The organism is Streptomyces sp. GLSS-08, from assembly GCF_056387915.1.
The window spans coordinates 153130-166626 of sequence record NZ_JBWJAQ010000012.1 but is presented as its reverse complement, the minus strand read 5'-3'; the positions used below and the strand labels follow the sequence as shown (position 1 = coordinate 166626).

Here is a 13497-nt window from a genome sequence, read left to right as displayed (position 1 = left end):
GCGCCTGCGGCCTCTGCAGCGTGCCGCCCACTCGGGCAGGCGGCTCCCACGCCTGTCGCGTATCCGGCCCCGGGCAGAACAGGGCGGCGCCGCCGCCACTGCCGCGCGCCCCCGGGCGAGGTGGCTCCCGCTCTGCCGCGCACTCGGTCCCGGCAGGGTGGCTCCCACGCCTGCGCCGTACCCGGCGCCTGCCCTGCCGTGCCTGTCACGCACCCGGCCCCCGGGGCGGCGCCCCCACCTCCCCGCGCCGGTCACACCGCCGGGGGCCCCGGAGGGTCACACCGCCGGGGACCCCGAGGGTCACCCCGCAGTGGCACCGCCGCTCCGGCGGGGGTCACCGCGGCTCCGGCGGGCGTTGCCTGGGCATGTTCGGCCGGACACCCGGCGGCAGCGGGAACCGGCTCTGCGGGGTCCCGTCCACCCGGGGCGCCCCGGCCACGGACGCCTGCATCCCCAGCGGCGCCGACGCCCCCGTGCGGAACTCCACCATCCAGTCCGCCGTCTCCGTCCTGACCAGCTCGGTCACGTCCTCGGAGAACCGCCGCAGCACCCCGAGGCACCGCTCCGCCGCCTCCCCGGCCGTCCCCTCGGTGGGCCCGAGCACCTCGCGCACGCTCTCGGACGCCCAGTCGAACTGGAGCACCTGCAGTCGGCGCAGTACGGCCTGCGCCGTCGCCACGTCCCTCATCCAGCCGGACGTGAACCCGAAGAACCGGTCGCCGGCCACGCACGCGACCGCGAGGAGCAGCGTCAGATACCCCCAGGCGGCGGCCCCGCCCACCACCCTGGTGAGGTCGAGCAGCGGCAGCGCCGCCCCGGTCACCGCGCCCGCCGCCGCCCCGGTCCGCAGCGCTCGCGCCCCGCGCCGCTTCCACACGCGGTCCGCGAGATACCAGGACGCCGTGTCCAGCGCGCCCCGCTCCACCCACAGATACAGCTCGTGGAGACGCTCCGCGGGCTCTCCCCAGTCGCCGAGCGGAAACGCCCGTCCGCCGAGGTCGCCCGGCCGGGGACCCGCGGCGTCCTCGCCCCCTCCGTCCCGGGGCGGCCCCTCGGGCGGCATCTCCGGCTGGCTCACCCGGCACTCCCTACTGATGACGTTGCGTGACGGCTGCTCGAAGGCCTGTGACGGCTGGTGCTGGAGCGCCGGACCCTTTCCTACCGCCCAATGGGTGGCGACGGACCGGGTTTCAGGGCTGTTCCGCCCGGAAGTGGGCCTTGATCAGGTATAGGATTCCGGGCCGCCTCACTCGAAAGAGTGCTTGGGCGGCCGACCCCCCGACCACGTAGGCTCGTGCCAGCGGGAAACCCCCGCCCATACAGCCGTACGAAACCAGGAGCTGATCGTGATTCCCGGTGGTGGCCAGCCCAATATGCAGCAGCTGCTCCAGCAGGCCCAGAAGATGCAGCAGGACCTCGCGACCGCGCAGGAGGAACTGGCGCGCACCGAGGTCGAAGGCCAGGCGGGCGGCGGCCTGGTGAAGGCGACCGTGACGGGCTCCGGCGAGCTCAGGGCGCTGAGGATCGACCCGAAGGCCGTGGACCCGGAGGACACGGAGACCCTCGCCGACCTGGTCGTCGCGGCCGTCCACGCGGCCAACGAGAACGCGTCGACGCTCCAGCAGCAGAAGCTGGGCCCGCTCACCCAGGGGCTCGGCGGCGGCAGCGGCATCCCCGGCCTGCCCTTCTGACGGGGTGGCGAGGCCGGGCCCGCCGTGTCGGGGCCCGGCCCGCCTGTCGGAGACCGGCGGCGGCCAACTACCGTACGTACCAGGACACTGATGCGTACCGACGAAGCACAGGAAAGGCAGTCCGTTGTACGAAGGCGTGGTCCAGGACCTCATCGACGAGCTCGGGCGGCTGCCCGGCGTCGGTCCCAAGAGCGCGCAGCGGATCGCCTTCCACATCCTCCAGGCCGAGCCGACGGACGTCCGCCGGCTCGCGCAGTGCCTCATGGAGGTCAAGGCGAAGGTCCGCTTCTGCGCCACCTGCGGCAACGTCGCGCAGGAGGAGCTGTGCAACATCTGCCGCGACCCGCGCCGCGACCTCTCGGTCATCTGCGTGGTCGAGGAGCCGAAGGACGTCGTCGCGGTCGAGCGGACGCGTGAGTTCCGGGGCAAGTACCACGTCCTGGGCGGCGCGATCAGCCCGATCGAGGGCGTCGGCCCGGACGACCTGCGGATAAGGGAGCTGCTGGCGCGGCTGGCCGACGGCACGGTCACCGAGCTGATCCTCGCCACGGACCCGAACCTGGAGGGCGAGGCCACGGCCACGTATCTCGCCCGCATGATCAAGCCCATGGGCCTCAAGGTCACCCGCCTGGCCAGCGGCCTCCCTGTGGGCGGCGACCTGGAATACGCGGACGAGGTCACACTCGGCCGCGCCTTCGAGGGGAGACGACTCCTAGATGTCTGACGCCATGCTGCATGCGACGACTCCCGATCCCGGTGACTTCGCGGTCCAGATCGCGGACCAGATCGAGAGCTTCCTGGTCGCCGTGACCGAGGTCGCCAAGGGCGACGAGCCGGACTCGGCCGTGCCCTTCCTCCTGCTGGAGGTCTCCCAGCTGCTGCTGGCCGGCGGCCGCCTCGGCGCGCACGAGGACATCCTCCCCGACGAGCGCTACGAGCCGGACATGGGCCCCGAGCCCGACGTGGACGACCTGCGCCTGCGCCTCGCGGCCATGCTCGACCCGGTCGACGTCTACTCCGAGGTCTTCGACCCGTACGAGCCCCGCAAGGCCCCGGTCCCGGCGCGCATCTCCGACGACCTCGTCGACGTCATGGCGGACCTCCGGCACGGCATGGCCCACTACCGCGCGGGCCGTACCACCGAGGCGCTCTGGTGGTGGCAGTTCTCGTACTTCTCCAACTGGGGTTCCACCGCGTCGGCGGCGCTGCGCGCCCTCCAGTCGCTGGTGGCGCACGTGCGGCTGAACCAGCCCCTCCAGGAGCTCGACGGCCTCGACACCGACCAGGACCTCAGTGAGGACGCCCTCGCCGAGGAGGCCGGCCGGGTCATGGCCGAGGAGATCGGCGGACCGCTGGGGCTGCGCGAGCTCAAGTGACGGCCCCGGCCGGGCGCCGCCCGCGGGTCCGCCAGGACCCGCCGGCCGCCCGCCGGTCTGCCGGACCCGCACCGCCCCCGCGGGTCTGGCCGGCCCGCACCGCCCCCTGTGACACGGCGCACTTTGCGAGTGACCCGCGCCGGCATCGGGCAGGGGCCGTCCTGGAGCGGCCGGGAGACCTACCCGGTGATCATGTGGTGAGCGGGACATCTCACCATGCGGTACCGGGGAGGGGAATTCCGGCCGCTCGATAGACTGAGCCGACCGCAGTTGTGCGGTGCAGAGACGGATTGAGCGAGGAGCGCACGTGGGCCTTGTCGTGCAGAAGTACGGAGGCTCCTCCGTAGCCGATGCCGAGGGCATCAAGCGCGTCGCCAAGCGGATCGTGGAAGCGAAGAAGAACGGCCACCAGGTGGTCGTGGTCGTTTCCGCGATGGGCGACACGACGGACGAGCTGATCGATCTCGCCGAGCAGGTATCTCCGATGCCCAGCGGGCGGGAGTTCGACATGCTGCTGACCGCCGGGGAGCGGATCTCCATGGCCCTGCTGGCGATGGCGATCAAAAACCTGGGCCACAGCGCCCAGTCGTTCACCGGCAGCCAGGCGGGTGTCATCACCGACTCGGTCCACAACAAAGCGCGGATCATCGACGTCACGCCGGGCCGGATCAGGACGGCGCTCGACGAGGGCAACATCGCCATCGTCGCCGGGTTCCAGGGCGTCTCGCAGGACAAGAAGGACATCACCACCCTCGGACGCGGCGGCTCCGACACGACCGCCGTCGCGCTCGCCGCGGCGCTCGACGCCGAGGTCTGCGAGATCTACACCGACGTGGACGGCGTCTTCACCGCCGACCCGCGCGTGGTGAAGAAGGCGAAGAAGATCGACTGGATCTCCTTCGAGGACATGCTGGAGCTCGCCGCCTCCGGCTCCAAGGTGCTGCTCCACCGCTGCGTGGAGTACGCCCGCCGCTACAACATCCCGATCCACGTGCGCTCGTCCTTCAGCGGACTGCAGGGCACCTGGGTCAGCAACGAGCCGAAGCAAGGGGACCAGAAGGTGGAGCAGGCCATCATCTCCGGTGTCGCTCACGACACCTCCGAGGCCAAGGTCACGGTCGTCGGCGTCCCGGACAAGCCCGGCGAGGCCGCCTCGATCTTCCGCGCCATCGCCGACGCCGAGATCAACATCGACATGGTCGTGCAGAACGTGTCCGCCGCCGCCACGGGCCTGACGGACATCTCCTTCACCCTCCCCAAGACCGAGGGCCGCAAGGCCATCGACGCGCTGGAGAAGGCGAAGGACAAGATCGGCTTCGACTCGCTGCGCTACGACGACCAGATCGGCAAGATCTCGCTGGTCGGCGCCGGCATGAAGACGAACCCGGGCGTCACGGCCGGCTTCTTCGAGGCGCTCAGCGACGCCGGGGTGAACATCGAGCTGATCTCGACGTCCGAGATCCGCATCTCCGTGGTCACCCGCGCCGACGACGTGAACGAGGCGGTGCGCGCCGTGCACACCGCCTTCGGTCTCGACTCCGACAGCGACGAGGCCGTCGTCTACGGAGGCACGGGCCGCTGATGTCCCCGTCCGGGTCGCGGAGCGGGCGGCCGACGCTCGCGGTCGTGGGAGCGACCGGTTCCGTCGGCACCGTCATGCTCCAGATCCTGTCCCAGCACGCGGACATCTGGGGCGAGATCCGCCTGATCGCCTCGCCGCGCTCGGCCGGCCGCAAGCTGACCGTGCGCGGCGAGGAGGTCGAGGTCGTGGCGCTCACCGAGGACGCCTTCGACGGCGTCGCCGTCGCCATGTTCGACGTGCCCGACGAGGTGGCGGCCCAGTGGGCGCCGGTCGCCGCCGCCAAGGGCGTGATCGTGGTCGACAACTCCGCCGCCTTCCGGATGGACCCCGACGTGCCCCTCGTCGTGCCCGAGGTCAACGCGCACACGGTCCGGCTGCGGCCCCGCGGGATCATCGCCAACCCGAACTGCACGACCCTCTCCATGATCGTCGCGCTGGGCGCGCTGCACGCCGAGTTCGGCCTGCGTGAGCTGGTCGTCTCCAGCTACCAGGCGGTGAGCGGCGCCGGGCGGTCCGGGATCGACACGCTCCGGCAGCAGCTCGCGCTCGTCGCCGGCACGGACCTGGGGACCAAGCCCGGTGACGTACGGCGGGCCGTGGGGGACAACACCGGGCCGTTCCCGGAGCCGGTGGCGCTCAACGTGGTGCCGTGGGCCGGGTCCCTGGCGGACGACGGCTGGTCCTCCGAGGAGATGAAGGTCCGCGACGAGTCCCGCAAGATCCTCGGCCTGCCGTCCCTGAAGGTCGCCGTGACGTGCGTACGCGTCCCCGTCGTGACCACGCACTCGCTGACCGTCCACGCCCGCTTCGAGGGCGAGGTCACCGTCGACAAGGCCCGCGAGATCCTCGCCACCGCCCCCGGGGTCGTCCTCTTCGACAACCCGGCCGCCGGTGAGTTCCCCACCCCCGCCGACGTGGTGGGCACCGACCCGACCTGGGTGGGACGGGTGCGCCGGTCGCTCGACGACCCCACGGCGCTCGAACTGTTCGTCTGCGGCGACAACCTCCGCAAGGGCGCCGCCCTGAACACGGCACAGATCGCGGAGCTGGTGGCGGCGGAGATCACCGGCGCGTAGGTCCCCCGCCCCGCACCCGGCCGGCACGCAGGTCTCGCTCCGGGCGTCCCGGGGCCGGAAATCCCGTCGGCCGACGACGCGTTCGTTTGTAGGATCTGTGCAGATCGTGCCGGAGCGTGGCTCGCCAAATGGTCCGGACCACTTGAAACGGACCGGCTGGGCGTCCGAAGATTCTTCTCCCCGTTCTCCGCAACCGCGCGGAGGGCGGGGAGCGTCTTTGCGGACGCACTTCGGCGCGTCCGAACTTCACGGCACACGGGGCACAAGGGAAGAGCTGGTACGCATGAGGGCATTTGACACCATGTCAAACGGGGTGCCTGACGCAAATGCGATGCCTGACGCGTACAACCCTGACGGGGGCAGACGTGTCCAACTGGCGTGGCAGAGGTACTCGATTTCACCGCGGTACAGACGAGGGGCACCGCCCTGCGTCCACCCCGCCGACCCCGCAGCCCCGGCACGCCCGGCGGCATGCCGGTGATCGCCCCCGTGCCCGCGACGCGGCAGGCCCGCATACCGAACCAGCGCGACGGCGCCGAGGACACCACGGCGGCGGGCACCACCGTCGACCACCTGACCGAGACCTACCGCGCGCACTACCGCTCGCTCCTCGGTCTGGCGGCACTTCTGCTCGACGACACCGCGTCCTGCGAGGACGTCGTCCAGGAGGCCTTCATCCGGGTGCACTCGGCACGCAAACGCGTCCGGGACCCCGAGAAGACGCTCGCCTACCTGCGGCAGACCGTCGTGAACCTCTCCCGGTCCGCGCTGCGCCGGCGCATCCTCGGCCTGAAGCTGCTCTCCAAGCCCATGCCGGACATGGCGAGCGCCGAGGAGGGCGCGTACGACCTGCTGGAGCGGGACGCCCTGATCAAGGCGATGAAGGGCCTCCAGCGCAGGCAGCGCGAGGTGCTGGTGCTGCGCTACTTCGCGGACATGACCGAGGCCCAGGTCGCCGACACGCTGGGGATATCCCTGGGGTCCGTCAAGGCGTACGGCTCGCGCGGCATCGCGGCGCTGCGCGTCGCCATGGAGGCACCGGCATGAGTGAGCACCACGAGCGGCGCCCCGAGCACGATCACACGCAATCGCACGCTGGGAACGGAACTGTGAACCACGGCCCCGAAGAACAGGGCCCCGAAGGGCTCGGCTCCGACGAGCTGGCGCTGCGCAGGCTGCTGCACAGCGCCGTCGAGGAGATCGAACCGGCCGACGGCACCCTGGACCACCTGCGCCGGGCGGTGCCGGCCCGGCGCGCCCGCAAGCGCCAGGCCATGGTCGGCATGGCGGCCGCCGCGCTCTTCATCGGCACCGCCGTCCCGGCCCTGGTCCACGTCTCGAACGCGACGGGCTCGGACGCCCACCCCTCCGTCGTGGGCAACAGCCAGGCGACGCAGGGCGGGCAGAGCGAAGGCAAGGGCGAGGACGGCCACGGCGGCGGCACGAGCGGCCCCTCCGGCAAGTCCAAGGACAAGGGCACGAAGGAGAAGGGCAAGCAGGACAAGGGCAAGGGCACCGGCAGCGGCGTCACCGGCGGCGCCGCCCCGAGCGCCTCGGCGGCGGGCGCCGCGCCCTGCACGGCCGCGCAGCTCGGCGGCGCCACGGCTTCGGCGGGCACCCCGGACGCGGCCGGCGCGGTCTACGGCAGCTTCTCCGTCTCCAACGTCTCCGGCACCGACTGCACCGTGACCGGCCCCGGCAGCGTGGGCGCCACGGCGACGGGTGCCGCGGACCCGTCGAAGACCGCGGCGGTGCGGCACGCGGCGGGTGACGGGGCCCCGGCACTGCCCGACCCGTCCCAGGAGGCCGCCACCCTGGTGCTCCGGCCGGGCGGCTCGTACGTGGTGAAGTTCGCCTGGGTGCCCTCGCAGGCGTGTCCCCCCGTCGGCGGCGGCGACCCCTCCCCGGACCCGACACCCTCGGGCGGTACGGCGGACAGCGGCGGCACCTCCACCGACTCCGGCGTCTCGACGCAGATGGTCAGGGAGGACACCGTCGACGGCAAGGTCGTGGTGTCGCACACGGCGGCCGGCGGGGCTCCCTCGGCGTCGACCGTGGTGCCCAACGCCTGCGCGGGGACGGTCTACTGGACGGGGCTGCTCGCCGGGTCCTGAGCGTTCCGCCCGGCGGGCTCCTCGTCCGGGACCAGGCCCAGCGCCGCGTCCCGGGCGAACTCCGCCTCACGGCGCAGCAGCCGGAACCACATGAAGACGACGAAGCCCGCGAAGACGAACCACTCGCCGGTGTAGCCGAGGTTCTGGAACGCCTTCAGGTCCAGGCCCGTGCCCTCCGGCGCGGTCGCGGGCACCGCCCGCATCCCGCCGTCCGCGTGGTCGAGGGTGATCCAGGCGTCGTACACGTCGTACGGCACAAGGTTCACCAGCGACGCGGTGCTGATCGCGCCGGTCTGGCCGGCGGGCAGGCCGCCGCCGGCGCCGTTCGCCCCGGGGCTCTCGGACACCTGGAGGGCGCCGGTCACGGTGACCTCTCCGGCGGGCGCGGCCGGGACCTTCGCCGGGTCCGCCTCGCCGGGCAGCCACCCCCGGACCACGGGCAGCGCCCTGCCGCCGTCGGTCCGCAGCAGCGTCAGCACGTAGTAGCCGCGCCTGCCGTCCAGTTCGCGGCCGGGCACCAGCAGCTGCCTGCCGTACCGGCCGCTGGCGGTGGCCCGGGCGCCGGACGTGCCACGGTCCACGGGCAGCAGCTCGTCCAGGGGGCGGGCCGGCTGCTTCTCGGCGGACGCGGCCTGCTCGGTCGCCGTCCGGTGGTCCTGCACCCGGTCCTCGAACCGGCCCAGCTGCCACGACCCCATGAAGACGCAGAAGGGGATGGCCAACAGCACGAAGACGTTGATCCCCCACCAGCGGGGCGTCAGCAGAAACCGGTACACGCCGTCAACGGTACGGGGCCGCGGCGCGGAGGCGGGCCGCGGGGTGGGTGCCTGCCCTCTCGCCGTCCCGGCCGTGGCGGGAGTTTTCCACAGGCTGGGGGACTCCTCGGCGCGTTGTCGGACGGGCCAGGCACTATGGGGCCATGACTGAGAGCAACGGGACCACGCAGGAGCAGGGGTCCACGCAGGCCGGCGTGGAGATGCCCGACTGGGAGAAGCGCTTCCGGGCACCGCGGGTGTCCCTGCCGGACTGGGCGGAGGACGCCCCGCACCGCGCGCTGTTCGTCTCGAACGCGACGGGGACGTACGAGCTGTACGCGTGGGACCGCGAATCGGGAGAGCAGCGCCAGGTCACCGACCGGCCGAACGGCACGACGGACGGCGTGCTCTCCCCGGACGGCCAGTGGCTCTGGTGGTTCGACGACAAGGACGGCGACGAGTTCGGCGTCTGGCGGCGCCAGCCCTTCGGCGGCGGCCCCGACGAAACCGCCGTCCCCGGCCTCGAGCCGTCCTACCCGTCGGGCCTGGCCCTCGGCAGGGACGGGCGTGCGGCGGTCGTGGGCCGCTCCACCGACGAGGACGGCTCCACGATCCACCTCGCCAGGACCGGCGAGGCCCCCCTGGAGATCTACCGGCACCGCGAGTCCGCCGGTGTCGGCGACCTCTCCCACGACGGCTCCCTGATCGCCGTCGAGCACACCGAGCACGGCGACGCGATGCATTCCGCGCTGCGCGTGCTGCGGCCCGACGGATCCCCGGTCGCCGAGCTCGACGACACCGAGGGCGGCACCGTCGAGCTCGGCCTCGAGGTGCTCGGCTTCGCCCCCGTCGAGGGGGACCCGCGGCTGCTCATCGGACACCAGCGGCGCGGTCGCTGGGAGCCGCTGGTGTGGGACGTGACGACCGGCGAGCAGACCGACCTGGCCCTGGACCTGCCCGGTGACGTCGGCGCCGAGTGGTATCCCGACGGCTCCGCGCTCCTCGTCTGGCACAGCTTCGAGGCGCGCAGCGAGCTCTTCAGGTACGACCTGGTGAGCCGCGAGCTGACCCGGGTGCCCTCGCCGCCGGGCACGGTGTCGGGTGCCACCGCCCGCCCCGACGGCACCGTGGAGTACCTGTGGTCGTCGGCGGCCGAGCCGTCGGCGGTGCGCTCGACCACAGGTGACGTCGTCCTGGACCCGCCCGGCATGAAGTCCCCGGGATCCGTGCCCGTGGAGGACGTCTGGGTGGACGGCCCCGGCGGACGCATCCATGCCCTGGTGCAGAGGCCGGAGGGGACCACCGGCCCCCTGCCCACCGTCTTCGACATCCACGGCGGCCCGACCTGGCACGACAGCGACTCCTTCGCGGCCGGCCCGGCAGCCTGGGTGGACCACGGGTACGCGGTGGTCCGGGTCAACTACCGGGGCTCCACGGGGTACGGCCGCGCGTGGACGGACGCGCTCAAGCAGCGCGTCGGTCTGATCGAGCTGGAGGACATCGCCGCCGTCCGCGAGTGGGCGGTGACGTCCGGCCTCGCGGACCCCTCCCGCCTCGTCCTCACCGGCGGTTCCTGGGGCGGCTACCTCACGCTGCTCGGCCTCGGCACGCAGCCGGACGCGTGGACCCTCGGCATCGCCGCCGTCCCCGTCGCCGACTACGTGACGGCCTACCACGACGAGATGGAGGCCCTCAAGGCGATGGACCGCACGCTGCTCGGCGGCACCCCCGAGGAGGTCCCCGAGCGCTTCGAGGCGTCCTCCCCGCTGACGTACGTCGACGCGGTCAAGGTCCCCGTCTACATCTCCGCCGGGGTCAACGACCCGCGCTGCCCCATCCGCCAGGTCGACAACTACGTCGAGCGCCTCGCCGCCCGCGACGCCGTCCACGAGGTCTACCGCTACGACGCGGGCCACGGGTCACTCGTCGTGGACGAGCGCATCAAGCAGGTGAGGCTGGAGCTGGACTTCGCGCGGAGGCACCTCGGGGGGTAGGTGTTCGCGCGGGGCCTCGGGGGGCTTCGCGCGGGCGACCGGACCCAGCCCGACTCGGCTGCGGGCGGGGACAGTTGCGGGCGGGACAGCCGCCGGCGAGGCCACTGTCGGCGGGGAGCCGGTCAGGTCCCCGCCCGATCCAGGGGGCGGCGCCCCAGCAGTTCCGCGAGGCCGCGCCGGGTGGCCGCCAGCACCACCCGGTCCTCGGGGCGCAGGACGTACGTGGACGACAGGTCCCAGACGAGCCCGGAGGGGCGCTCGCCGCGGGCGGAGCCAGCCGGGCAGGTCGCCGCCAGGCCGCCCCGGCGTTCCCCCGGCGCCGCCGTGTCCAGCGCCAGCACCCGCCACGCGCCCGCCCGGAACGCCTCGCCCACCGTCCGCCCCGCCAGCTGCGGATGCCCGCCCACGCTCACGGCGGCGAACAGCAGCACCCGGCGCTCGACCGGGATCGCCCCGAGGATCTGCCGCCCCATCATCGCCCCGGCGAACGCGGGCGCCGCGAGATGAGAGACGCTGCGGCTGCGGGTGAGCGCCCCGGGGTGCGCGGCCCGCAGGGTCCGGTACACGGCGGTCGCGAAGTCGTCGTCGTACAGACGCAGCACGACGCGCAGGTCGGGGCGCAACGACCGGGCGTACAGGGCCGCTTCGAGGTTCGTGGTGTCCGCGCTGCTCAGCGCAAGCAGCGCGTGCGCCCGGTGGATCTTCGCGGCCTCCAGGACGCCTTCCTGCGTGACATCACCGAGCACCACCGGCACCCGCAGCCGCCGTGCGGTCGCGAGCCCCCGTGCCTCCGGGTCGGACTCGACGCACACCACCGGGATGTGCAGCTCCCGCAGCCGGGTCAGCACCCGCGTACCGATCTTGCCGAGCCCGAGCAGCACCACGTGCCCGGACAGCCCCCGTGGCGGCCGGCGCACCGCCGACGCGCTGCGGAAGGTGCCGAGGGCCTCCAGCACCGCGGCGAGCAGCACCGGGAGGAGCAGCAGCCCGACGAGTCCGGACAGGAGTTGCAGCAGCTGCCGGCCGAGGGGCTTGCCGATCGCCGGGTCGTTGATCGCGAAGAGGTCGAGCAGGGTCAGGTAGGTGGCGTGCAGCGGTTCCTCCCCGGTGACCGCCATCGACGCCACCGCCAGCGCGACCACGCAGGCGACCAGACCCACGAACGACCATCGCAGCCGCCGTGACAGCAGCGAGGCGAACGGCACGACGCTGCGTCCCGCGGGCAGCGGTGGCCCGGAGTACGACACCGTCTCCAGCACGATGGTCCCGCGCCCGGTCGCCGCGGCCACCGCTCCCTGGTCGGGCAGCAGCCGGGGTCCCTCGGCGCCGCTGCTCTCGGAGCCGTCGGCGCCGGCCGGGTCGCTGGTCGTCGCGGACAGCAGCGCCAGCGTGCACAGGCCGGGGTCGGCGACCTGCCCCGGCCCCGGCGGCGGGCGCTCGGCGGCCCGCAGCAGCAGCCCGTCCGTCTGGACGACCTTGCTGGTGCCGGCCACGGCGGTCGCGGCGAGCGCGGGCGCGGCCGTGTCGGCGTCGGACAGGACGGTGGTGGACGCGTCGAAGCCGTCGAACCCGTCGGCGCTTTCGTCGGTGCCCGCCGCGGCCAGCGTGGCGGCCTGGTCGAGCAGCGCCTCGATGTGCTGGCCCAGCCGCCGGTTGTAGAGCCGCAGCACCAGCCGCAGCCGGGGGTTGAGGCGACGGGCGGTCAGCGCGGCCCGGATGTTCGTCTCGTCGTCGTCGTACACCAGCGCCAGCGCGGCGGCCCGCTCCACCCCCGCCTCGGCGAGCACGGCCTCGGTGGCCTCGGCGGCCTCCAGCACCCGCTCGGCGCCCGGCGGTTCGGCGCTCCGGGCGGCTCCGGGGCCCCGGAGCCCCGGCGCGTGAGCCGCGCCCGCGTCCCGGTCCGCCGTCGTACGGGTGCTTCCCGCGTCCCGGTTCCCGGTCGTACGGGCACTCGCCGCGTCGCCGTTGCCCGCCGCACGGGTGACGGCGGCGGACACCCGGTCGAACAGGCCCGGCGCCCGGGTCCGGCCCACCACGGGCGGCTGCACACGCCGGGCCGCGGGCGGCACGACGAGGGTCACCCGCTCGCCGTACACACCCCGCAGTTCGGCGGCCAGCCGGTGCGCGAGACCGTCGTCACCGCACACCACCATGTGCGCGACGGTCTCGGGCGGCTCGCTCTGACTCGGAAGGCTCCCCACACAGGAGAAGACTGCCGCACGAGCACCACCGGTTCCACAGCGGCGGGCCGCCGTCGGGACAAGTGCCCGTTCGCTGGCTGATGTTGCCGTCCGGCGCGGGCACCGGGCACAGGAAGCGGTCGTAGCGGGTGTCGTTGTCCCCGGGGATCAGCGGCGGGAGCGTGAACGGGCGCGGCCGCGGGTCTCACCCGGCGGCCGTACGAACTGCAGCTCCAGCGTCGTCGGCGGCGCGGCGATGCCGGGGCCCCCGGCCGCGGCCCAGCCGATCAGCTCCTCCGTGCAGTCGTCGTCCATGGCGAAGCCGACCCAGGTCGCCCGGCCGCCGCGCTGCCGCCCGGCGGCGGAGGGCTGCACCACGATGACGTTGGCCTGGTCGCAGGGCCCGAGACAGTCCGTCGTGCGCACGGCGAACCGCCCGCCCGACGCCTCGGCGCCGGCCCGCAGCCGCTCCAACTGCCACTCGTGGTCGGTGCCCGGATACTTGCGCGGGTTGCCGCAGCAGCACCCCCGGCACACGACCAGCGTGCAGGGCCGACCCCCGGCGGCACCGACAGCCACCGAACGGAGGCTCTGGCGCGGGGCGTTGACTGTCACCGTGAAAGACCTTTCGCGAAGAACACCGGCAACGCCACGAGCCCGGCCGGGCGCGAGGGTGGGGCGTCACCGACGTCACCGTACGAGATCACCGCGGGGAACGCCCCACGGGGC

Annotated in this window: 12 protein-coding genes; 8 read left to right on the top strand and 4 right to left on the bottom strand. The window is 73.5% G+C overall.

The window, feature by feature from the left end; all coding sequences use genetic code 11:
* Positions 1 to 334: 334 nt before the first annotated feature.
* Positions 335 to 1078, bottom strand: a complete 744-nt coding sequence (locus AC0ZLC_RS22410) for an SLATT domain-containing protein (RefSeq protein ID WP_476753723.1) — start codon at positions 1076 to 1078, stop codon at positions 335 to 337.
* 268 nt (positions 1079 to 1346) lie between these two features.
* Here AC0ZLC_RS22410 and AC0ZLC_RS22405 point away from each other — a divergent pair, with 268 nt between their 5' ends.
* The 7 genes from AC0ZLC_RS22405 (at position 1347) to AC0ZLC_RS22375 (ending at position 7839) form a co-directional block, all read left to right on the top strand.
* Positions 1347 to 1691 (top strand): YbaB/EbfC family nucleoid-associated protein, encoded by a 345-nt coding sequence (locus AC0ZLC_RS22405; RefSeq protein WP_358852930.1) that lies wholly within the window; start codon positions 1347 to 1349, stop codon positions 1689 to 1691.
* A gap of 124 nt (positions 1692 to 1815) precedes the next feature.
* Complete coding sequence (recR, locus tag AC0ZLC_RS22400; RefSeq protein ID WP_356133870.1) at positions 1816 to 2415, top strand: recombination mediator RecR; 600 nt, start codon at positions 1816 to 1818, stop codon at positions 2413 to 2415.
* The gene (locus tag AC0ZLC_RS22395) at positions 2408 to 3067 is read left to right on the top strand and encodes a DUF5063 domain-containing protein (protein ID WP_476753722.1); all 660 of its coding nucleotides are present in this window, start codon (positions 2408 to 2410) and stop codon (positions 3065 to 3067) included. Before recR ends, AC0ZLC_RS22395 begins: the two co-directional genes overlap by 8 nt.
* A 307-nt stretch (positions 3068 to 3374) precedes the next feature.
* Complete coding sequence (locus tag AC0ZLC_RS22390; RefSeq protein ID WP_358852928.1) at positions 3375 to 4649, top strand: aspartate kinase; 1275 nt, start codon at positions 3375 to 3377, stop codon at positions 4647 to 4649.
* Entirely contained in the window at positions 4649 to 5725 is a 1077-nt protein-coding gene (locus AC0ZLC_RS22385) for an aspartate-semialdehyde dehydrogenase (protein WP_476753721.1), read from the top strand. Before AC0ZLC_RS22390 ends, AC0ZLC_RS22385 begins: the two co-directional genes overlap by 1 nt.
* Before the next feature lie 471 nt (positions 5726 to 6196).
* Positions 6197 to 6772: a SigE family RNA polymerase sigma factor gene (locus AC0ZLC_RS22380; protein WP_476753720.1), complete on the top strand. Its 576-nt coding sequence runs from the start codon at positions 6197 to 6199 to the stop codon at positions 6770 to 6772.
* Positions 6769 to 7839 carry a hypothetical protein gene (locus AC0ZLC_RS22375; RefSeq protein ID WP_476753719.1) on the top strand — a complete coding sequence of 357 codons (1071 nt, stop codon included), beginning with the start codon at positions 6769 to 6771 and terminating at the stop codon, positions 7837 to 7839. Before AC0ZLC_RS22380 ends, AC0ZLC_RS22375 begins: the two co-directional genes overlap by 4 nt.
* Here the strand turns inward: AC0ZLC_RS22375 and AC0ZLC_RS22370 are convergent.
* Positions 7809 to 8615: an SURF1 family protein gene (locus AC0ZLC_RS22370; RefSeq protein WP_476753718.1), complete on the bottom strand. Its 807-nt coding sequence runs from the start codon at positions 8613 to 8615 to the stop codon at positions 7809 to 7811. The two genes, AC0ZLC_RS22375 and AC0ZLC_RS22370, sit on opposite strands and share 31 nt — an antisense overlap.
* 143 nt (positions 8616 to 8758) lie before the next feature.
* Here AC0ZLC_RS22370 and AC0ZLC_RS22365 point away from each other — a divergent pair, with 143 nt between their 5' ends.
* A complete protein-coding gene (locus AC0ZLC_RS22365; RefSeq protein WP_476753717.1) occupies positions 8759 to 10588 on the top strand; it encodes a S9 family peptidase in 1830 nt (609 codons plus the stop codon).
* A gap of 122 nt (positions 10589 to 10710) precedes the next feature.
* On the opposite strand, the gene AC0ZLC_RS22360 is transcribed toward AC0ZLC_RS22365, so the two are convergent.
* Positions 10711 to 12741 carry an NAD-binding protein gene (locus AC0ZLC_RS22360; protein ID WP_476753813.1) on the bottom strand — a complete coding sequence of 677 codons (2031 nt, stop codon included), beginning with the start codon at positions 12739 to 12741 and terminating at the stop codon, positions 10711 to 10713.
* Positions 12742 to 12936: 195 nt separating this feature from the next.
* Positions 12937 to 13347 (bottom strand): (2Fe-2S) ferredoxin domain-containing protein, encoded by a 411-nt coding sequence (locus tag AC0ZLC_RS22355; protein ID WP_476753716.1) that lies wholly within the window; start codon positions 13345 to 13347, stop codon positions 12937 to 12939.
* Positions 13348 to 13497: the final 150 nt, after the last annotated feature.